Consider the following 19,284-nt stretch of genomic DNA (forward strand, 5'->3'; position numbering starts at 1 on the left):
GTGCCGGCGTGCCGCCCGGGGCGCGGGCCCGCCTCCCCCCGGCCGGGGGGGGGGGGGGGGGGGGCCCGCGCGGGGGGGGGGGGGGGGGGGGGGGGGGGGGGCGGCCCCCCCCCCCCCACGCCGTCATCCGTGTCAGCGGCGGTTCAACGCCCGCTTGATCTTCTTGCCCGACCGCGACTCGTCCAGCGTCTTCCACAGCTTGTCCGAGCTGAGGGACGTGTAGACGCCGGGTGCGCCCTGCGCGCCGCAGCCGTCGCCGTAGGAGACGACGCCGATCAGGATCGGGGCCTCGCGGCCGGGGACCTTGCGGAAGATGGGGCCGCCGCTGTCGCCCTGGCAGGAGTCCTTCGTCTCCACGCCGGCGCAGAAGTTGACCTTCGCGTCGTACTCCTTGTAGCTCGTCCCGCACTCCGCGTGGGAGAGGATCGGGACCCTCACCTGGCGCAGGCGGTCGGGCGTGTGGGTCAGCTCCGTGTCCGTGTTGCCCCAGCCCGCGACCGTCGCCTTCTGGCCCGGACGGATCAGCGCGTCGGTGCCCTGCGTGGGGAGGGCGACCGCGGAGATGCCGCGGACCGGCTTCTCCAGCTGGAGGAAGGCGACGTCGTACGCCTCCTTGCCCTTGAGGTAGCGGGGGTGCACGACCACGCCGTTCTTGGCGATGTTGCGTATCTGGCCCTGGCGGGAGGACAGGACGGTACGGCCCACCGCCACCTGCAGGGTCTTCGCCTTGACCGGCTTGCCCGCCTCGTCGACCAGGCAGTGCGCCGCCGTCACGACCGTGTCCGGCGTGACCAGGCTCGCCCCGCAGAACTGACGGTCACGCGCGCTGCCCGCGCCCTTGTCCAGGACCGCCGTCATGAAGGGGTAGGAGTCGTTCGGGACTTCGGTGCCGCCGATGATCGCGTGCGCGGCCGGTGCGGAGGTGGCGACCATCGCCAGGGCGGCGGTGGTCGCGGCGAGGCCCGCGGCGACGGAGGTCCGGCGTGCCCGGGTGGTGGGGGTGGTGGGGGTGGTGGGGGTGGTGGGGGTTCTCTTGTCACGCATGGGGGGTGGCTTCTCTTTCGTACGGCAGGAATTGCGTATTCACTGGGCGCGCGAAAGGTCCGGACCAGAATGCGGTCAACGGTGTTGACCCGAACGGGATTTGGTCAGCCGTTCAATTATCTCGCACGGTTCCCCTCGCGCTGAAAGGAGAGAGGGGGAATGCACCGTGCGGGTTCACTCCGCCGCGCGGCCGGGTGCCGGCGTTTCGTCGGTTCCCCCGGGGCGTTCCCCGGCGCCGGCCGATTCCTCCGCCAGCAACTTCCGCAACACTGGCGACAGTTCCGGCGCCCGTGCCCCTGCCGCCTGCGCGGCCGCGAGTGCCCGTACGTACGCCACCGCCGCGTCCCGCAACTCCTGCTTCTCCTTGCCCTGACGGCTGCCCGCCAGCCACGTCACGATCGCCAACGGGATGAGCAGAACTGCCAGGTAGCCGACCGGCGCGTCCTGCGTGTAGCCCCAGGCGACGCCGGCCCCGCCCGCGAACAGGAGGATCCAGCCCGCCTCGTCGTGCCAGCCGCCCTGGTCCGCTGTCGCCTCATATGCCGTGACAGTCGACGGTTTGGGGGGAATGGCGCAGTTTGTAGCGGCAGCGGCAGCGGCAGCGGCAGCGGCAGCGGTAGGGGCGGGTGGGGGCGTCGGTGCGGCTTCGCCCTCCGGAAGAGGGGCCACCTCCGCAAGAGGGGTCACCTCCGCGTACGAAGGAATCGGTGCAGCCCCCTCCCCGCCCCTCCCCTCCGAGCGGCCCACCAGCCAGTCCGGTACGTGCGTCACCGGCGCCCCGTGCGCCTGCGCGAGGCCGATTACCTCGCGGTACCCGGTCAGGAGCGGGTGCCGCAACTCCCGTTTCCACCGGCGCCACACGAGCACCCAGAGCCAGCCGCCGACCCCGAGGAGGAGCACCGCCGGGCCGAGCAGGACGGCGGCCCGGGGCTGCTCCGCCAGGGCGGCGGCCTCGGAGGCGACGAACGGCCAGCAGACACCCGCGAGGATCGCCAGCAGGCCCAGCCAGCCCGGGGCGCTGCGCCCCGCTCCGCGCACGGCCTTCCCGCGCTCCGCCAGGAGTGCCGCCGTCGCCGCGTCGTCCGTGTAGTCGAAGCCGTGCCGGGCGCCGACCTCCCGTACGGCCGCCAGAAGTCGGGGATCCGCGGCGAGAGTTGCGTGGGTTATGGGGAGGAGTGAGGGGTGTTCGGTGGGGGTGTCCATGGGGGAGCCGTGTCCCTTCACGAGTCAGGCGGCAAGTGATGCGGGCGGGAACCGGACCCGCACCCCGAGGCGTCATCCTTGAGGCTGACGGATCATGGCACGGCGCGTAGTGCGGTGCCTGGTGTGGTGCCTGATGCGATGCCGTCCGTGCGCGGCACCGCACTTCGCGTACGCACACATACCCACCTTCGGAAAGGGGCGGAAACTCTGCGCGCTTCAAGGAGCAACGAAGCGGCGTGGATTGCGCATGCATAACGATGAGAGCTGTGAGGTTCGCGATCTTTAACGCGCCTTGAGGGGCTTATGTGCTGCTGATACGGTGCGATGACTTGACACTGGACCTGGGGCTGAATGGCCCGTCCGGGACGCGGCGACAAAGCCGCGAGTGTCACAAATGACGGAATTTGACCGAATCTTCTTGGGTGTGCGGGGAGCAGTTGCGTGAAGATCCAGGAGCGTACGGGGGCGGGCACCAGCCGTTCTGCCGCACCGGTTCAGCCGGGAGTCGGTGAGCGCCTTCCCGCGCCGCCTCGCGAGCGCAAACCGGCACTTGCCGCCCTCGCCGTCCTCCTCATCCTCGTCGGTGCCCTCGGCGCCACCGTGCTCGTGCTGCGCGCCGGTGACCGCATCGAGGTCGTGAAGGTGGTCAAGGAGATCCCGGCCGGTGAGTCGCCCGTCGTCAACGGGAACATCAAGTCCGTGATGGTCGCCGAGGACGAGTCCATCAACTACGTGCCGTGGGAGAAGGCCGAGGCCCTCAGCAAGCTCAAGGCCAAGAGCACCATCCCCGCCGGCACCGTCGCCGTCGGCGAGATGTTCGGCGCCAAGAGCGGTCTGCCCGCGGGCAAGGCCTCCGTCGGCCTCTCCCTCAAGGAGGGCCAGTACCCCTCCGACCTGAAGCCCGGCGACACCGTCTCCGTCTACCCGGTCCTGTCCAGCACCTCCACCGGCAAGGGGTCGAGCAGCGGCAGCAGCGGTTCGACGAGCGGCTCCCCGCTGGTCAGCGGCGCCAAGGTGAACACCATCGCGGCCAAGAGCGACGCCACGGTGAGCACCGGCAACCTCAACATCACCCTCCTCGTCCCGCAGGAGGAAGCCGCGGCCCTGGCCAGTGCGGCCTCCGAGGGCAAGGCCGTCGTGGCCCGCGTCTCCGACGACACCAACTAAAGGCGAGTACAAGAGACATGGCGCTCATCGCTCTCGCCGCCGACAAGGGATCCCCCGGCGTCACCACCGCCGCGGTCGCGCTGGCCGCCGTCTGGCCGCGCCGCGTGCTCGTGGCGGAGACCGACCCGGCCGGCGGCGACCTGGTCTACCGCAGTGCCGCCGCGCACGGCGGACCCCTCAACCCGAACACCGGAATGCTCAGCATCGCGGCCACCGCGCGCCGCGGCCTCGTGCCCGACCAACTCTGGGACCACACCCAGCCGTTGAGCGGCGGGCTCGAAGTGCTCGTCGGGCTCGGCATCGCCGAGCAGGCCGCCGGCCTCGCCGGGCTCTGGCCCACGCTCGGCCGTGCCTTCTCCCAGCTCGCCGACTCGCCGCACGCGCCCGCCGACGTCATAGCCGACTGCGGCCGGATCAGCGGCGACGGGCCGGCCGTCGAGCTGTTCCCGCACGCGGCGCTCGTACTGCTCGTGTCGCGCACCGAGCCCGAGGCGATCGCGCGCGTCCGCGACCGCGCCGCGGCCCTCGCCGCCAAGCTGCACGGCGGCCCGCGCGGCGCCGCGTCCCTGGCGCAGCCCCTCATCGGCGTCCTCCTGATCGCGGACCCCTCGGCATCGGCCAAGCTCGTCCACCAGGTCAACGACATGCTGATGGCCGCGCAGACCGGCGCCCGCGTCGTGGGCACGCTGGCCGACGATCCGGCGGGCTCCGACCAGTTGGCGGGCCGCCGCCGCGGCCGGCTCGACAAGTCGCTGCTCATCCGCTCCGCCCGCAAGGTGACCGTCGACCTGTACCAGCAGTACGGCGCCGCCTGGACCAACCCCGTCGCGCAGCAGCCGGGGACGGGCCGATGAGCGCACCCGTCGATCACCAGCTCGTCAAGCGGTTCCGGCAGGACGCCGGCGACCGCATCGCCGAGCAGCGCCGCCTCGACCAGGTCTCCGGCGTCACCCCGATGTCGGGCGAGGACGAGCGGCACTACGCCCGCGCCGTCATCGCGCAGATCCTGGAGGAGTACGCGCGCGCGGAGATCAACGCCGGGCGCACCCCCCTCGACGCGGAGACCGAGGAGCAGTACGCGGCCGCCGTGCACGCCGCGCTCTTCGGCGTCGGCAGGCTCCAGCCGCTGCTCGACGACCCCGAGGTCGAGAACATCGACATCAACGGCTGCGACCAGGTCTTCGTCGGATACGCCGACGGCCGCGAGACCAAGGCCGACCCGGTCGCCGAGACCGACGAGGAGCTCGTCGAGCTGATCCAGGTGCTCGGCGCGTACTCCGGCCTGTCGTCGCGCCCCTTCGACTCCGCCAACCCGCAGCTCGACCTGCGGCTGCCCGACGGCTCGCGTCTGTCGGCCGTCATGGACGTCACGCGCCGCCCCGCGCTCTCCATCCGCCGCGCCCGCATGGGCAAGGTCTTCATGTCGGACCTGGTGGGGAACGGGACCCTGACCCCGGAGATCGGGCACTTCCTGGCCTGCGCCGTCCGCGCCCGCAAGAACATCATGATCGCGGGCGCGACCAACGCGGGAAAGACCACGCTCCTGCGCGCCCTCGCCAACGAGATCCCGCCGCACGAGCGCCTGGTCACCGTCGAGCGCGCCCTCGAACTCGGCCTCGACCAGTTCGCCGACCTGCACCCGAACGTCGTCGCGTTCGAGGAGCGGCTGCCCAACTCCGAGGGCCAGGGCGAGATCACCATGGCCGAGCTGGTCCGCCGGTCGCTGCGCATGAACCCCTCCCGCGTCATCGTCGGTGAGGTGCTCGGCGACGAGATCGTGACGATGCTGAACGCGATGTCGCAGGGCAACGACGGCTCGCTCTCCACGATCCACGCCAACAGCTCCAGCGAGGTCTTCAACCGTATTTCCACGTACGCGTTGCAGGCGTCCGAGCGGCTGCCCATCGAGGCGAGTCAGATGCTCGTCGCGGGAGCGGTCAACTTCGTCGTCTTCATCCAGCGGCGCAACAACTACCAGTCCGGCGGCAAGCTCCAGCGCATGGTGACCTCCGTCCGCGAGGTCAACGGCGTCGACGGCCGCGTCCTGTCCAGCGAGGTCTTCGCGGAGGCCCCCGACGGACGGGTCGTCGCGCACGCGCCGATCGCCTGCATGGACGACCTGGCCGCGTTCGGCTACCGCCCCGCCGGGCAGTGGGGGTGAGCACGACATGAACACACTCGCCGCTCAGGGCGGCCTCGGCTCCATGGGCGGGCTGTTCTCGCTGCCCGTCCTGTACGCGCTCGGCTGCGGCGTCGCCGCCGGCGGCGGCATCGCGCTGCTCGCCGTCGCCCTCCGCGGCCTGCCGCCCAAGCCCGCGCACGAGAAGCACCGCGCCAGCGAGCGCGCGAACGAACTGGTCCGCTTCGTCGGCCGGCGCGGCTCGGCGGCGATCGGTGTGGGCCTGGTCGTCCTCCTCCTCACCCGCTGGGCCGTGGCGGGCATCGCCTCCGGCATCCTCGTCTTCTTCTGGGACAAGCTGTTCGGCGGCGCAGCCGAGGAGCGCGCCCAGATGAAGCGTGTCGAGGCCCTCGCCGCCTGGACGGAGTCGCTGCGCGACACGATCGCGGGAGCGGTCGGTCTGGAGCAGGCGATCCCCGCCTCCGCGCGGGCCGCCGCCCCGGTGCTCCGCCCCCACCTGGACGCCCTGGTGGACCGCCTCCGCGCCCGCACCCCGCTCCCGGAGGCGCTGCAGATACTGGCCGACGAGATCGACGACGCGTCGGCGGACATCATCGTCGCCGCCCTCATCCTCAACGCCAAGCTGCGCGGGCCCGGCCTGCGCCAGGTCCTCGGCGCGCTCGCCAAGTCGGCGCGCGAAGAGGTCGACATGCGCCAGCGCGTCATGGCGCAGCGCGCCTCGACCCGCCGCTCGGTGCAGATCGTGGTCGCCGTCTCGATCGCGTTCGTCCTCGGCCTGTCCATCTTCAACCGCGAGTTCGTCGAGCCGTACGGCACGCCCGTCGGCCAGCTCGTGCTCGCCATGGTGTGCGCGCTGTTCGCGCTGGGCTTCTGGTGGCTGCGGAAGCTGTCGACGGTGGAGACGCCGGACCGCTTCCTGGTCAGGGACGAGCCGGGCGTGCAGTTCGTACGTCCCCGTGGCCCCGGCGGCACGCCCGTGCCCGGCGGCCCCGAGCAGGCCCCGCAGTTCGGCCGCCCGGGCGCGGCCCCGCAGGTCGTGCCCGGCTACACCAACCCGTCCGAGGGGGTACGTCGATGAGCCTGACGATGCCGGTGGTGATCGGCGCGATCCTCGGCCTCGGCGTCTTCGCCCTCGTCCGCGCCCTGATGCCGTCGAAGCGCAGCGCCGTCGCGACGGTCGCCCGCATCGACGCGATGCGGGCGCGCGGCGCGGCGTACGAGTCGCACCGGGCGACGTCCGACACGGAGAGCCCCGGCCGGTTCGGCACGCTGCGCGGCCGGGTGGGCGCGCGGGTCTCCGAGTTCTACCTCCAGCAGGGCTGGGAGCAGCGGTCGCTCCGGGCCGACCTGGCGGTCCTCGACCGCAGCTGGGAGAAGTTCCTCGCGACGAAGGTGCTGCTCGCCGCGGCCGGCGTGTTCTTCGGCCCGTTCCTCTTCGCCGTCGTCTACACGCTCGGCATCGGCCGCAGCCCGATCATCCCGGTCTGGCTCGCGCTGATGTTCGGCGCTCTCTTCTTCTTCCTGCCGGACCTCGAAGTACGCAGGGACGCGGCAGAAAAGCGGCGCGACCTGCGCCGCGTCATCGGCGCCTATCTGGACCTGGTGTCGATGAGCCTCGCGGGCGGCCGCGGCCTCCCCGAGGCGCTCATGGCGGCGGCGGAAGTCTCCGACGGATGGGCGACGCAACGCATCCGAAGCGCGCTGGCCGACGCCCGCATCACCGGCGTCAGCCAGTGGCAGGCCCTCGGCTCGCTCGGCGAGGAACTGGGCGTGGAAGAGCTGAAGGACCTGTCGGCGTCCCTGGCGCTGGTGGCGGACGACGGCGCGAAGGTGCGCGAGTCGCTCGCCTCCCGCGCGGAGACGATGCGACACCGCGAACTGGCCGAGATCGAGGGCAGTGCGGGCGAGAAATCCCAGTCGATGCTGGTCGCGCAGCTGCTCCTGTGCGCGGGTTTCCTGGTCTTCCTCATCTTCCCGGCGGCGATGCGCGTGTTCCAGGTCTAGACGGCGTCGGCGACAACGGGGGCCGGCGCTTCTTCCCCCCACCACATCTGAGAGGACAACTCACCATGGACAGCCAGAACGGACGTAACTTCAGCACCGGTGTCCCGGGGCTCGACTTCATGATCACCTTCCTCCAGGGGCGCGTCCAGCGCGCCCGCTCCGGGGAGCTGGACCGGGGCGCGTCCGCGGTCGAGTGGGTCATCATCTCGGCCGTCGTCGTGGCGATCGTCGGCGTGGTGGCCGCCGTCATCAACGCCGCGCTCAAGGGCGGCGCCGACAAGGTCAGCGACTGCATCGAGGGCGCGGACGCCGGCAGCACCTGCTGACGGGCCGTACGCGGCATCACATCGTGAAAGGCGACGGGGTTCGGGTGCGGGGATCGCGGGGATCCCGGGGGGAACAGGCGCCCCGGGGGATGCGGGGATTCATACGCCGCAGGGTGGAGGCCGCCTCCGCCCGCGGCGAGTCCGGCATGACCGCGATCGAGTTCGTGCTGCTCACCCCGGTGCTGTTCTTCATGATCTTCGCGACGGTGCAGTTCGCGCTGTACTTCTTCGCGGACCACGTCGCCCAGGCGGCGGCGCAGGCGGGCGCCCGCAAGGCCCGCGCGATGGCCGACGAGAATCCCGGCGGCTGGCGGGGCGAGGCGCGGGACGCCGCCGACGACTACATCCGCCAGCTCGGCCCGAAGCTGGTGCTCGGACCCGACGTGAAGACGATCCAGCCGGAGCAGAACACGGTCGGCGTGGAGATCACCGCCCGGGTCCCCACGGTCTTCCCCGGGCTCGACCTGGACGTGCACGCGCGGTCGGCGGGGCCCGTGGAGCGGTTCGTGGAGGAGAACGGCTGATGCGGAACTTCCGCGCCGCGGCGGCGGTCCGCCGCCTCAGCGACGACCGGGGCCTGTCGACCGTCGAGGTCGTGATCCTCGCCCCGGTGATGATCCTCTTCATCCTGGTCCTGGTCGCCTTCGGCCAGCTCGTCGACGGCCGGGGCGCCATCGACAGCGCGGCCCGCGACGCGGCACGCGCCGGATCGATCCAGAAGGAACACGGCACCGCGCTGGCCGAGGCGCGCAAGGCGGCACGGGCGAACCTCGCCGACGTCTGCTCGGGCCCGGTCTCGGTCGTCCAGAAGAGCACCGGCTTCGACGAGAAGGTCGACCCGTTCTTCACGGTGGAAGTCAGCTGTGAGGTCAGGGGTCTCGCCATGCTGGGCCTGGACATCCCGACGACGCTGGAGGCCACCTTCAGCTCACCGCTGGACCCGTACCGGAGGTCGGCGTGACACCCCACAGGGCGACGCAGAGCCTTGTCCGTACCGCCGTGGGCGACTGGGCCGCGTCCCGGCGCGCACGCCTCGACGACCGGGGCTCGGGGGCCGGCGCCGTCATCATCTTCGGCCTCGTCTTCCTGGCGCTCGCGGCGTTCGTCATCGACGGCGGGCTCTCCATCTCCAAACGGGAGCGCGCCGCGGACATCGCGGAACAGGCCGCGCGCTACGCCGCGCAGGACCTCCAGCTCGAGGACATCTACGAGGGCGTGAAGGGCGCGCCCATCAACTACGAGAACTGCGGCGCCCGGGTCAAGGCCTTCGTGGAGGAGGCGGGACTCACGGGCGCGGACGTGGCCAACACCCACTGCGTCACCGCCAGCACCGAACAGGTCGAGGTCGAGGTCCAGATGACGTACAGCCCCGTCTTCACCGGCATGTTCTACGGCGGGGACGTCACGGTGAAGGGGCGCGCGGTGGCGGAGAACGAGGTCGGCTGACCCCGGCGTCATCAGTATCCGGCGACATCGGTATCCGGCGGCATCGGTATCCGGCGGCATCGGCGGCCGGCAGCAGAACAACTCAGGGAGGGGACAACGGAAATGGGCGGCAAGGGCAAGAGCGACCTCACGATCCCACTCACCGACCTGGAGGACTACGGCAGCCGGCTGCGCTCCATCAAGACCCGGATGAACCGTACGAAGAAGACCTTCGAGTCCTACAAGGACGACATCGGCGACGGCGGCGTCTACGACTCCCTGGAGGACTTCGAGTCCAACTGGGAGGACGGCCGCGAGGACATCGGCCAGCAACTGGACCAGCTCGCCGACCTGTCCGACGCGGTCGTCCGCGAGTTCAAGAAGCTGGACGACGACCTGACCAAGAAGGTGAACGACGCGGTGAAGGAAGGAAAGGCCGGCAAGGGCGGTGGCAAGGGCGACGGAAAGGGCAAGGTCTCCGGCACCGACTGACCTCCGGCCCCTTCCGTACCATCACCTCATAGTTCTCCCCGGCCTCTCTGCCCCTCCGCCCACCCACTTCCCTCCCCACAGGACACCAGGACACCTGCCATGGCGCGCACCACATCACGCTCGACGAGCCCGCCGAACCCGCAGTCTCCGCGGAACCGGACGCCGCAGCCGCTGCCGCGGCGCCGGCGCAGCCTCGGGGACTTCGTCAAGGCCTTCCTCGCGTTCGTCGCGCTGCTCGTGCTGCTCGTCGGTGTGCCCGGGGCCCTCGTCGTCTTCGTGGGGTGGCCGCTGCCTGGCGGTGCGCCGTCGCTGAGCTGGCTCCAGCAGGAGATCACGGTCAGCACGTTCATCAACGTACTGACTGTCGTCGTCTGGTTCGCCTGGGCGCAGTTCACCGCCTGCGTGCTCGTCGAGATAAAGGCCGCGCTCTCCGGAGTCGGCATTCCGGGCCGGGTGCCGGGTGCCGGCGGCAGTCAGATGCTCGCGCGGCAGCTGGTCGCCACCGTGCTGCTCGTGGGCGCCACCGCCGCCAGCTTCGCGCCGGGGCTCTCGCAGTTCGGGCAGTCGCTCGAGGGGAACCAGAAGCCCGCGTCCGCCGCGAGCGCCCAGCAGACCCCCGGCCTCTTCGGGCAGGAGGGGCAGGCCGCGGCGAGCGCCGCCGACGCGGTCGCCGCCCAGGCCGACCAGGCCGCCGCGCGCGCCGACGGCGGCAGCACCGCCAAGGACGGCGACACGAAGTACTACCGGATCCAGCCGCCCGAGGGGCGCCACCACGACTCACTGTGGGAGGTCGCCGAGCGGCACCTGGGCGACGGCCGCCGGTACAAGGAGATCTACCAGCTCAACAAGGACCGTGAGCAGCCCGACGGTTCGAAGCTCTCCGAGGCCAGCCTCATCCGGCCCGGCTGGATCATGGAGATGCCCGCGGACGCGTACGGCGGCGAGCTCGTCGAGATGCCCGACGAGGCGCCCAAGGTCTCCAAGGACGTCAAGGAGCAGATCTCCGACTACTCCAGGACCGGCGGCCAGGGCCAGCAAGGGGGCGGCGCCCAGGAGCAGGGCGGCGGCCAGGAGCAGGGCGGCGGACAGCAGGGCGGCGGCTCCTCCGTCGACCGCGACACCGCGCACATCGCCCTCCCCGAGCAGCGGCCCGCCGCCCCCGAGAAGCCCGCCATGCCGCAGGCCCCCGCCACTCCGGAGACCCCCGCCGCCAGCGACGGCACCCAGTCGGAGGGCTTCGACTTCGGGCTGCCCGAGGCCCTCCTCGGCGCGCCCCTCCTCGCCGCCGGCCTGCTCGGCGCGCTCGGCCGCCGTCGCCGGCACGCCCTGTGGCAGTCGGCCATGGGCGCGGTCGGCGGGCGCGGCGGCATGCAGCCGCCGACGCCGACCGGTGACGCCGCCGACGTGCAGGACGCGCTGCTCGTGGGCGCCGACCCCGAGGGCGTACGGCTGCTCGACCTGTCGCTGCGCGGGCTCGCCGCGTCGCTCGCCGAGGAGAACCGCGCCCTGCCGACCGTGTACGCGGCCTGGCTGAGCAACGGCGCCCTGCACCTGCAGCTCGCCCAGCCCGCCGGACGGCCGCCCGCGCCCTGGCAGTTGGGCCAGGACCAGACGTTCTGGATGCTGTCGCGCGCCGACGCCGAGCGGTACGAGCCCGTGGACACCGCCGCGCCCTACCCCGGCCTCGTCTGCCTGGGCACCCTGGACGACTCGCGGCTGCTCCTCAACCTGGAGGCCGTGCCCGGCATCGTCTCGCTGAGCGGCAGCCGGGCCGACCGCGCCGCCGTCTTCGCCTCCGTCGCCGCCGAACTCGCCACCAACGGCTGGTCGGACCGCATGACCATCACCGTCGTCGGCTTCGGCCAGGACCTCACCCCGCTCGCGCCCAACCGGCTGCGGCACCTGGAGGACGTCGAGGCCCTCATCGAGACGATGGAAGCCGAGACGCGGCAGCGGCGCGGCGCGCTCGGCGCCGCCGGACACGACTCCGTGCTCACCGGCCGCACCGGCCCCGCCCAGCACACCCGCTGGGCCCCGCACCTCGTGCTGCTCGCCGCCGAGCCGAGCGCCGAGGACGCGGTCAAGCTCGCCGAACTCGCCGCGGACGCCTCCCGCCTCGGCATCGGCTACCTGGTCGGCACGGAGTCCGGGGACCTGCCCGGCGCCGCCTGGGAGATGGAGATCACCCGCGACGGCAAGCTGCTCGCGCCGCTCCTCGGGCTCGAACTGGCCGCGCAGACGCTGCCCGAGGCCCAGCAGCGCGCCGTCGTGCAGCTCTTCACGGACGCCGACCCGGAGGGCCCGGGCAACCCCACGGGACCGGACGACGGCCCCACGGGCGCCGCTCCGCCGTTCCTCGTCGACGTCACCGAGCAGGGGCGGCCCGCGGTCTACGCCCGCCTCGTCGGCACGTACGAGATCATCGGCCTGGAGACCCCCGACGGGGAACGCAGTGCGCTCATGCACGAGGCGCTCGCGCTGCTCCTGCTGCACCGCGAAGGGGTGCACCCGCGCGTGCTCGCCTCCGCGCTGTGGCCGCGCGGCGTCACCGAGGACGTGCGGGACGCGCTCGTCGAGCGGCTCCGCGACTGGCTCGGCACCGACCCCGACGGGTCGCCCCGGCTGCGCGCCGACCGGACCGGGCGGCTCACGCTCGCCAAGTCCGTCGTGTCCGACCTGGACGTGCTGCGGTCGCTGTACCACGAGGCCACGCAGGGGCGCGGCGCCGGCAACCGTGCCGTGCGCGGCCGGATGCTCACCGACGCGCTGGTCCTCGTCCGCGGGCCGCTGCTCGCCGACCGGCCGCAGGGGCGGTACGGCTGGCTCACGCACGAGATCATCGACGCCCAGCTGCCGCTGCTCGTCGCCGACATCGGCCTCGCCCTGTCGGAGTTCCACCTGGAGAAGGGGCGCGCGGAGAAGGCCATCGAGGCGCTCAACGCGGCGATGGGCTCGGCGCCCGGCGACGAGCGACTCTGGAACGAGCTGCTCCGCGCCACGCACGCGACGGAGGACCCGGCCCGGCTCCAGCAGGTGGCGGCCGACCTGGTCGCCCGCAGCGGTGCGCGCGGGCTGCCGCCGCGCACGGAGGCGCTGCTCGACGAGCTCCTGCCGACCTGGCGCAGCGGGCTGACCGCGTCGGCCGGCTGAGGCTGCGCTCTTGTTGCTGATCCTCGTCCTCGGTGGCGCCCTATGGGGCGCCTTCGCGGGCCTCTTCGTGCCCCGGGCCGCCTACCGGCTCTCCGTACCGCCCGATGAGCGGTGGCGGTCCGAGACTCCCGAGGGGCGGCCCATCGGCTCCTGGACCGGGCTCGCCCACTGTTCCCAGGGCGGCTGGTACGGACCCCGGACCTCGGCCGTCGCGACCACCACCGCCCTCGTCTGCGCCGCGCTCGCCGCGACCACCGGTGCGCGGCCCGAGCTGGCCGTCTGGCTGCTGCTCGCGCCCTTCGGCGTGCTGCTCGCGCTCGTCGACTTCACCGTGCACCGGCTCCCTGACGTGCTCACGCTGCCGCTCGCGGGCGCCGCGCTCGCACTGCTCGGGGGCGCCGCGCTGGTGCCGGAGTCGGGCGGCTCCTGGCTCGGCGCGCTGTACGGAGCGCTCGCGCTGGCCGGCGCCTACTTCGTACTGTTCCTCATCAACCCCAACGGCATGGGCTTCGGCGACGTGAAGCTGGCCCTCTCCCTGGGGGCGGTGCTCGGCTGGTACGGGTGGGGCGTGCTGCTGCTCGGCACCTTCGCCGGGTTCCTGCTCGCCTCGCTGTACGGGGCCGGGCTCGTCGTCGCCCGCCGGGCCGGGCGCAAGACGGCGATCCCCTTCGGTCCCTTCCTGATCGGCGGCGCGTTCGTGGGGCTGCTGCTCGGGTCGTACGCGGCCTGAGAGCCTGTGCCATGGCCCCGGCTCCGAGCCCGCGTCGGGCGGCGGAGGGTGCTGGCGTACGCTGGCTTGGTCCGTCCACAACCCTTACGAAACTTACGAAAGGGACGCCCCGGTGACCGAGAAGGCCGACCTTCAGTCCGTCCTCGACCGCGCCGCCGCAGGTGGGCGGATCACTCCGGAAGAGGCGCTCGACCTCTACCGGGACGCCCCGCTGCACGCGCTGGGAGCCGCCGCCGACGCCGTGCGCCGCCGCCGCTACGCCGGTACGGAGCACATCGCGACGTACATCATCGAGCGCAACATCAACTACACGAACGTCTGCGTGACGGCGTGCAAGTTCTGCGCCTTCTACGCCGCTCCGAAGGACACGAAGAAGGGCTGGAGCCGCGACCTCGACGACATCCTGCGCCGCTGCGCGGAGACCGTCGAGCTGGGCGGCACCCAGGTCATGTTCCAGGGCGGCCACCACCCGGACTACGGCGTCGAGTACTACGAAGAGCACTTCTCCGCCATCAAGAAGAACTTCCCGCAGCTGGTCATCCACTCCCTCGGCGCGTCCGAGGTCGAGCACATGGCCCGCATCTCCAAGGTCTCCGTCGACGAGGCGATCCGGCGGATCAACGCCGCGGGCCTCGACTCCTTCGCGGGCGCGGGCGCCGAGCTGCTGCCCGCCCGCCCGCGCAAGGCGATCGCCCCCCTCAAGGAGTCCGGCGAGCGCTGGCTGGAGATCATGGAGATCGCCCACAACCTGGGCGTGGAGTCCACCTCCACCATGCTGATGGGCACGGGCGAGACCAACGCCGAGCGCATCGAGCACCTGCGGATGATCCGCGACGTACAGGACCGGACGGGAGGCTTCCGGGCCTTCATCCCGTACACGTACCAGCCCGAGAACAACCACCTCAAGGGCCGTACGCAGGCGACGATCTTCGAGTACATCCGGATGATCGCGATCGCCCGGATCTTCCTCGACAACGTCGCGCACATCCAGGGCTCCTGGCTGACGACGGGCAAGGAGGCCGGCCAGCTCACCCTCCACTACGGAGCGGACGATCTGGGCTCGGTGATGCTGGAGGAGAACGTCGTCTCGTCGGCGGGCGCCAAGCACCGCTCGAACCTCCGCGAGATGATCGACATGATCCGTACGGCGGACCGGGTCCCGGCGCAGCGCGCCACCACGTACGAGCACCTGGTCGTGCACGACGACCCGGCGAACGACCCGGTCGACGACCGCGTCGCCTCGCACATCTCGTCCACGGCGATCGAGGGCGGCACGGCGCACCCCGAGCTGAAGCTCCTCGCCACGAACTGAGGCCCCCTGTTGCTCACCCTCCACGTCGCCGAACACTCACCGGAGGCGGCGGTCCTGGTCGACGGCGCGCGGGTCGCCGCCGTCGGCCCGCACGAGGAGCTGGCCGCGGCGCACCCGGCCGCCCGCGTCCGCCGCTGGCCCGGCATCCTCACGCCGGGCCTGCTCAACCCGTACGCGCCCGAACTCCTCGAAGTCACCTACCACCCGGATCCGCGCGAGGCCGACCGGCTCGGCACGGAGCCCATCGGCGGGGAGCGGGCCCGGGCGCTCTTCCGCGCCGACCCGTCGCTCCTGGGCGCGAGTGCGCGGCGCGGGGTGCAGCGGATGCTGGCGCACGGGACGGTGGCGGTGGCGGGGGACCTGCGGGCTCGTCCCGCCCTGGACGCGCTCCGTCGATCGGGCCTTGCGGTGGGCCACCGCCCGCCGAACCTCCCCGGCCCGCCCTCCCTCTCCCCGACCCCCCTGATCCTGCTCCCGCCCCTGACCCCCGGCGCCCCGGCCCGCTTCGCCGTCTTCGACGTACGGGACCGCGGGGAGCTGGTGCGCAGGGGCGCACACACCTGCGTGGCAACAGTGCTGGCAGGCAAACTCGTCTACCGCGCCCGCTAGCCCGTCTGCTCCCGCCAGCCCGTCTGCCTACACCGGCCGTCCGGCGCCTGCGGCCGCATCATGCCCGCTCGCGCAGTTCCCCGCGCCCCTTAGAAGCGCCTCCGGCGCTCCGTCAGGGGCGCCCCTTCAGGGGCGCGGGGAACTGCGCGACCAGCCACAAGACGGCCCGCACCCGCCAGGAGACCGCCCATGGCAGACGCTCCCGCGCTAGGCGCCGCAGGCGCTTCCAGGGGCGCGGGGAACTGCGCGACAAGCCACGACGCACGCCGCACCCGCCAGGGAACCGCCCATGGCAGACGCTCCCGCGAGGGGGCCCGCCGCAGGCGAGGGAGCGCGGCGCAGGGCCGACCAGGCCGGCGTCAAGAGAGAAGACCGGCCTGACACAATGGCCGGGTGACCCGAGCCTCCTTGGACAAGCAGCCGCACGAAGTCGCCACGATGTTCGACGACGTGGCCGAACGGTACGACGTCACCAACGACGTGCTCTCCCTCGGCCAGGCCCGCCTCTGGCGCAAGGAGGTCGCCAAGGCGGTCGACGCGCGCCCGGCGCAGAAGGTCCTCGACCTCGCGGCCGGCACCGCCACCTCCTCGCAGCCCTTCGCGCAGGCCGGCGCGTACGTCGTGCCCTGCGACTTCTCCCTCGGCATGCTGCGCGTCGGCAAGCAGCGGCACCCCTGGATGCCGTTCACGGCGGGCGACGGGACGAAGCTGCCGTTCAAGGACGACACCTTCGACGCCGTCACCATCTCCTTCGGGCTGCGCAACATCCAGGACACGGGCGCCGCGCTCCGCGAGCTGTACCGCGTGACGAAGCCCGGTGGCCGGGTCGTGATCTGCGAGTTCTCCCACGCCACGTGGGGGCCGTTCCGCACGGTCTACGAGGAGTATCTGATGCGCGCGCTGCCGCCGGTCGCCCGCGCGGTCTCCTCGAACCCGGACGCGTACGTCTACCTCGCCGAGTCGATCCGCTCCTGGCCCGACCAGCCCACGCTCGCCGCGCTGCTGCAGGACGCGGGCTGGTCGAAGGTGGCCTGGCGGAACCTGACGGGCGGCGTCGTGGCACTGCACCGCGGCTTCAAGCAGAGCTGACGTCAGGCACCGCCGACCAAGCCCGCTTCGTAACGCTCCAGTTGAGACTCAGGCAGCCCGAACCCAAGGGAACCGGCCACCGGGCAAGATGTGTCCGTTGATACGACCCTGCCGTTTACTTATGCGGCGCTTATGGGCCGGTCCGCTTTCCTTGCTGAACTCCTGAGTCACGGAGCGTCCTGATGGCGTCGTACTGCCCACACTGCGGGGCGCCCAGCCCCGATGAGGCCCGCTTCTGCATGAAGTGCGGGCGCGAACGCCTTCCCGAGCCGAAGCAGCCCGCCTCACCACCCCCGGCACAGCCCTCCTCACCACCGCCGGCACAGCCCTCCTCACCCCCCTCCTCACCGCCCGCCTCACCACCACCACCCGCCCACACCCCGGGCGCCGCCCTCGCCCCCTCACCCGTGGGCGCCTTCTTCGGGCGTACGTTCCGCGGGGACTGGGCCGGCTCCGTCCAGGCCGCCCTGTGGCCGGTCGCGATGCTGCTGATCGGCGCCGTCTCGCTGGCGATCCCGACGTACGGCCAGGACGACGAGGTCGTCTTCGACTTCACCGACCGGCTGCGGGTCGCCCTCGCGCTGCTGCTCCAATCCGTCGGCGGCGGCTTCGAGTTCACGGGCCGTGAGGAGCGGCCGGGCTTCGGCGGCTCCGACGGCTCCGGCGGCCTCGGGATGGGGTCGGACACATCGGAGGCCGCGGTCGAAGGCACCGCGTCCCTGCACCTCGTCCCGCTCACCATGACCGCGCTGTGGATCGTGGCCCTCGTCATCGGCGTACGCGTCCTGCGCAACCGCCTGGTGGCCCGTGGCGCGGTCCAGGGCGGTGGCGGCACCGCCGGCCTCGAAGCGGCCGTCCGCGTCGCGCTGTCGGTCACCGTGGGAGTGCTCGTGCTCGCGCTCTTCGCGCAGCCCGAGATCGAGGGAGTCGAGCTGTCGTCGTCCCCGGCCCTCGCCGCGCTGGGTGCGCTGGTGCTCGGACTGGCCGTCTCCTGCGGGGTGTTGCACCGCGTGGACGCGGCGGCGGCCGAAGGAGGGTCCGGCGGGCAGGCGCAGCCGTCGGCCTGGGCGAGGCTGACCGCGCGCCCCGGCGCGCAGTCCGTCGTCCGCGCCACCGGCACCGCGCTGCGCGCCCTCGTCGTCGTCCTCGTGCTCTGCTCGCTCGTCGCCTTCGTCAGCCTCGCCCAGGTCGACGACCTGGCCGACCTCACCGACCTCGAGGACGCCGGCATCTCACCGCTCCTCGTCGCGCTGCTCGTCCTGCCGAACCTCGCGGTCACGGCGCTCGGCATCGGCTGGGGCGCGGGCGCCGAGGCCTCGGTGCGCGGCAGCAGCTCGATGTACGGGAGCGGGCGCGAGAGCGAGTCCTTCGGCCTCGCCGAACTGGGCGACGTCACCAACGACTGGGCGATCGTCGGCGCGCTGGCGCTCGGCCTGGTCTGCGCGCTGACGCTCGGCGTGCTCGCCGCGCGGCGCTGCGTGGGCCGCGGCGAGCAACTCCTCGCCGCCGCCGTCTTCTTCGGGTTCCTCCTGCTGCTCGCCGGCTTCAGCGGCCTCGGCGTCGAACTGTCCGGACAGGCCTTCGAGGGAGGGTCCGGATTCGGCGGCGCCAGCAGCGGAAGCGGGAACGTGGAGCTCGGGCTGAGCGTCCCGGAGATGCTCCTGTTCGGGCTGCTGTGGATCCTCCCGGCCGCGCTGCTCGGACCGTACCTGCTGCGGATGACGGGCCGCGGCGAGCCGCCCGCCCCGCCGGCGTACGCACCGCTCGCCACGCCACAGGCACCGCTGGCCACGCCGCAGGCACCCGAGGCGCCGACCGCGGCACCCACCGGGCCGCCCGCGTACGCTCCGCACACCGTCCACATCGGGCAGCAGCCCTCCCCGGCCAAGCCGCGTGGCGGGGCCGGGGTCTGGGTGGCCACGCTCGTCGGAGCCCTCGTCGTCGGGGGCGGGGTGACTGCCGGTGTCCTGCTCTGGAAGGACACCGGTGACGACAAGGCGGACGGCGCGGGCAAGGACGACAGGCCGTCGGTCAGCCGGTCGGAGGAGCCGGCCGGGAGCCCGAGCGAGACCTCGAGCCAAACCCCGAGCGAGACCCCGGGCCCGCTCACGTCGCAGAGTCCCGGGGCCCCCGCGGGGACCGACCGGGTGACCGACCCCGAGGGCTTCTCCTTCGCGGTGCCCGAGGGCTGGACCCGGCAGTCCGTCAACCCCGAGCGCCCCGGACAGATCACCTATGCGGGGTCGACCGGACGTGAGGAGTTCCTCGTCGGTGTCGTCACGGACGCGCCGTACACCTCGTACGAGAACTTCACGAACATCGAGCGGCACACCAAGTCGGCTCCGGACAAGTCGGACTACGAGCGCATCCGGATGGAGAAGAACACTTTCCAGGGGCGGGACGGCGCCCTCTGGGAGTACACGTACACCGACGAGGCGGGCCGCACGATCCACGCCCTGAACCAGAGCTACATCGCGGAGAACGGCACGGAGTACGCGATCCAGCTCTCGTGGCGCGAGGACTTCTGGCCCGCGGGAGAGGGCGCGAAGACGCACACGACGGCCCTCGACACCTGGCGGCTCACGGAGTGAGG

General features: G+C 72.4%; 18 protein-coding genes. 16 read left to right on the forward strand and 2 right to left on the reverse strand.

Features of this window, described 5'->3' with window-relative positions:
• Window positions 1-132: 132 nt before the first annotated feature.
• A complete protein-coding gene (locus tag ACH4D5_RS08560; protein WP_398300025.1) occupies window positions 133-1,044 on the reverse strand; it encodes a S1 family peptidase in 912 nt (303 codons plus the stop codon).
• A gap of 174 nt (window positions 1,045-1,218) precedes the next feature.
• Window positions 1,219-2,247, reverse strand: a complete 1,029-nt coding sequence (locus tag ACH4D5_RS08565; RefSeq protein ID WP_398300027.1) for a hypothetical protein — start codon at window positions 2,245-2,247, stop codon at window positions 1,219-1,221.
• Between the two features lie 441 nt (window positions 2,248-2,688).
• On the opposite strand from ACH4D5_RS08565, the gene ACH4D5_RS08570 reads away from it, so the two are divergent.
• The 16 genes from ACH4D5_RS08570 (at window position 2,689) to ACH4D5_RS08645 (ending at window position 19,282) form a co-directional block, all read left to right on the forward strand.
• Window positions 2,689-3,414, forward strand: coding sequence for a hypothetical protein (locus tag ACH4D5_RS08570; protein WP_398300029.1), 726 nt, complete (start codon window positions 2,689-2,691; stop codon window positions 3,412-3,414).
• A gap of 17 nt (window positions 3,415-3,431) precedes the next feature.
• The gene (locus ACH4D5_RS08575; protein WP_398300031.1) at window positions 3,432-4,268 is read left to right on the forward strand and encodes a hypothetical protein; all 837 of its coding nucleotides are present in this window, start codon (window positions 3,432-3,434) and stop codon (window positions 4,266-4,268) included.
• Window positions 4,265-5,575 carry a CpaF family protein gene (locus tag ACH4D5_RS08580; protein ID WP_398300033.1) on the forward strand — a complete coding sequence of 437 codons (1,311 nt, stop codon included), beginning with the start codon at window positions 4,265-4,267 and terminating at the stop codon, window positions 5,573-5,575. The genes ACH4D5_RS08575 and ACH4D5_RS08580 overlap by 4 nt, the downstream gene beginning before the upstream one ends.
• A gap of 7 nt (window positions 5,576-5,582) precedes the next feature.
• A complete protein-coding gene (locus ACH4D5_RS08585) occupies window positions 5,583-6,632 on the forward strand; it encodes a type II secretion system F family protein (RefSeq protein WP_398300035.1) in 1,050 nt (349 codons plus the stop codon).
• On the forward strand, window positions 6,629-7,558 hold the full coding sequence (locus ACH4D5_RS08590) for a type II secretion system F family protein (protein WP_398300037.1): 930 nt from the start codon (window positions 6,629-6,631) through the stop codon (window positions 7,556-7,558). The genes ACH4D5_RS08585 and ACH4D5_RS08590 overlap by 4 nt, the downstream gene beginning before the upstream one ends.
• A gap of 65 nt (window positions 7,559-7,623) precedes the next feature.
• Window positions 7,624-7,884 (forward strand): hypothetical protein, encoded by a 261-nt coding sequence (locus ACH4D5_RS08595; protein ID WP_362996635.1) that lies wholly within the window; start codon window positions 7,624-7,626, stop codon window positions 7,882-7,884.
• Between the two features lie 89 nt (window positions 7,885-7,973).
• Complete coding sequence (locus tag ACH4D5_RS08600; RefSeq protein WP_398300040.1) at window positions 7,974-8,408, forward strand: TadE/TadG family type IV pilus assembly protein; 435 nt, start codon at window positions 7,974-7,976, stop codon at window positions 8,406-8,408.
• Complete coding sequence (locus ACH4D5_RS08605; RefSeq protein ID WP_398300042.1) at window positions 8,408-8,845, forward strand: TadE/TadG family type IV pilus assembly protein; 438 nt, start codon at window positions 8,408-8,410, stop codon at window positions 8,843-8,845. Before ACH4D5_RS08600 ends, ACH4D5_RS08605 begins: the two co-directional genes overlap by 1 nt.
• Window positions 8,842-9,330 carry a TadE/TadG family type IV pilus assembly protein gene (locus tag ACH4D5_RS08610; RefSeq protein ID WP_398300044.1) on the forward strand — a complete coding sequence of 163 codons (489 nt, stop codon included), beginning with the start codon at window positions 8,842-8,844 and terminating at the stop codon, window positions 9,328-9,330. Before ACH4D5_RS08605 ends, ACH4D5_RS08610 begins: the two co-directional genes overlap by 4 nt.
• Window positions 9,331-9,432: 102 nt before the next feature.
• Window positions 9,433-9,801 carry a hypothetical protein gene (locus tag ACH4D5_RS08615; protein WP_398300046.1) on the forward strand — a complete coding sequence of 123 codons (369 nt, stop codon included), beginning with the start codon at window positions 9,433-9,435 and terminating at the stop codon, window positions 9,799-9,801.
• A gap of 99 nt (window positions 9,802-9,900) precedes the next feature.
• Window positions 9,901-12,951 carry a BTAD domain-containing putative transcriptional regulator gene (locus tag ACH4D5_RS08620; RefSeq protein WP_398300047.1) on the forward strand — a complete coding sequence of 1,017 codons (3,051 nt, stop codon included), beginning with the start codon at window positions 9,901-9,903 and terminating at the stop codon, window positions 12,949-12,951.
• Between the two features lie 10 nt (window positions 12,952-12,961).
• Entirely contained in the window at window positions 12,962-13,681 is a 720-nt protein-coding gene (locus tag ACH4D5_RS08625; protein WP_398300049.1) for a prepilin peptidase, read from the forward strand.
• 112 nt (window positions 13,682-13,793) lie between these two features.
• Window positions 13,794-14,993: a cyclic dehypoxanthinyl futalosine synthase gene (mqnC, locus tag ACH4D5_RS08630; RefSeq protein WP_398300051.1), complete on the forward strand. Its 1,200-nt coding sequence runs from the start codon at window positions 13,794-13,796 to the stop codon at window positions 14,991-14,993.
• A 9-nt stretch (window positions 14,994-15,002) separates the two neighbouring features.
• On the forward strand, window positions 15,003-15,602 hold the full coding sequence (locus tag ACH4D5_RS08635) for an imidazolonepropionase-like domain-containing protein (protein ID WP_398300053.1): 600 nt from the start codon (window positions 15,003-15,005) through the stop codon (window positions 15,600-15,602).
• Between the two features lie 393 nt (window positions 15,603-15,995).
• Window positions 15,996-16,691, forward strand: a complete 696-nt coding sequence (locus tag ACH4D5_RS08640) for a demethylmenaquinone methyltransferase (protein WP_398300055.1) — start codon at window positions 15,996-15,998, stop codon at window positions 16,689-16,691.
• A 182-nt stretch (window positions 16,692-16,873) separates the two neighbouring features.
• Entirely contained in the window at window positions 16,874-19,282 is a 2,409-nt protein-coding gene (locus ACH4D5_RS08645) for a zinc-ribbon domain-containing protein (protein ID WP_398300057.1), read from the forward strand.
• Window positions 19,283-19,284 lie beyond the last annotated feature (2 nt).

The sequence above is a fragment of the Streptomyces sp. NPDC018029 genome (assembly GCF_044327655.1).
Classification (GTDB): domain Bacteria; phylum Actinomycetota; class Actinomycetes; order Streptomycetales; family Streptomycetaceae; genus Streptomyces.

Bases quoted from the DNA above. Each gene is read 5' to 3' on its own strand.
- ACH4D5_RS08620 (WP_398300047.1), top strand. From the start codon at position 9,901: ATGGCGCGCACCACATCACGCTCGACGAGCCCGCCGAACCCGCAGTCT.
- ACH4D5_RS08580 (WP_398300033.1), top strand. From the start codon at position 4,265: ATGAGCGCACCCGTCGATCACCAGCTCGTCAAGCGGTTCCGGCAGGAC.
- ACH4D5_RS08595 (WP_362996635.1), top strand. From the start codon at position 7,624: ATGGACAGCCAGAACGGACGTAACTTCAGCACCGGTGTCCCGGGGCTC.
- ACH4D5_RS08560 (WP_398300025.1), bottom strand. From the start codon at position 1,044: ATGCGTGACAAGAGAACCCCCACCACCCCCACCACCCCCACCACCCCC.
- ACH4D5_RS08575 (WP_398300031.1), top strand. From the start codon at position 3,432: ATGGCGCTCATCGCTCTCGCCGCCGACAAGGGATCCCCCGGCGTCACC.
- ACH4D5_RS08615 (WP_398300046.1), top strand. From the start codon at position 9,433: ATGGGCGGCAAGGGCAAGAGCGACCTCACGATCCCACTCACCGACCTG.
- ACH4D5_RS08600 (WP_398300040.1), top strand. From the start codon at position 7,974: ATGCGGGGATTCATACGCCGCAGGGTGGAGGCCGCCTCCGCCCGCGGC.
- ACH4D5_RS08565 (WP_398300027.1), bottom strand. From the start codon at position 2,247: ATGGACACCCCCACCGAACACCCCTCACTCCTCCCCATAACCCACGCA.
- ACH4D5_RS08605 (WP_398300042.1), top strand. From the start codon at position 8,408: ATGCGGAACTTCCGCGCCGCGGCGGCGGTCCGCCGCCTCAGCGACGAC.
- ACH4D5_RS08585 (WP_398300035.1), top strand. From the start codon at position 5,583: ATGAACACACTCGCCGCTCAGGGCGGCCTCGGCTCCATGGGCGGGCTG.
- ACH4D5_RS08590 (WP_398300037.1), top strand. From the start codon at position 6,629: ATGAGCCTGACGATGCCGGTGGTGATCGGCGCGATCCTCGGCCTCGGC.
- ACH4D5_RS08645 (WP_398300057.1), top strand. From the start codon at position 16,874: ATGGCGTCGTACTGCCCACACTGCGGGGCGCCCAGCCCCGATGAGGCC.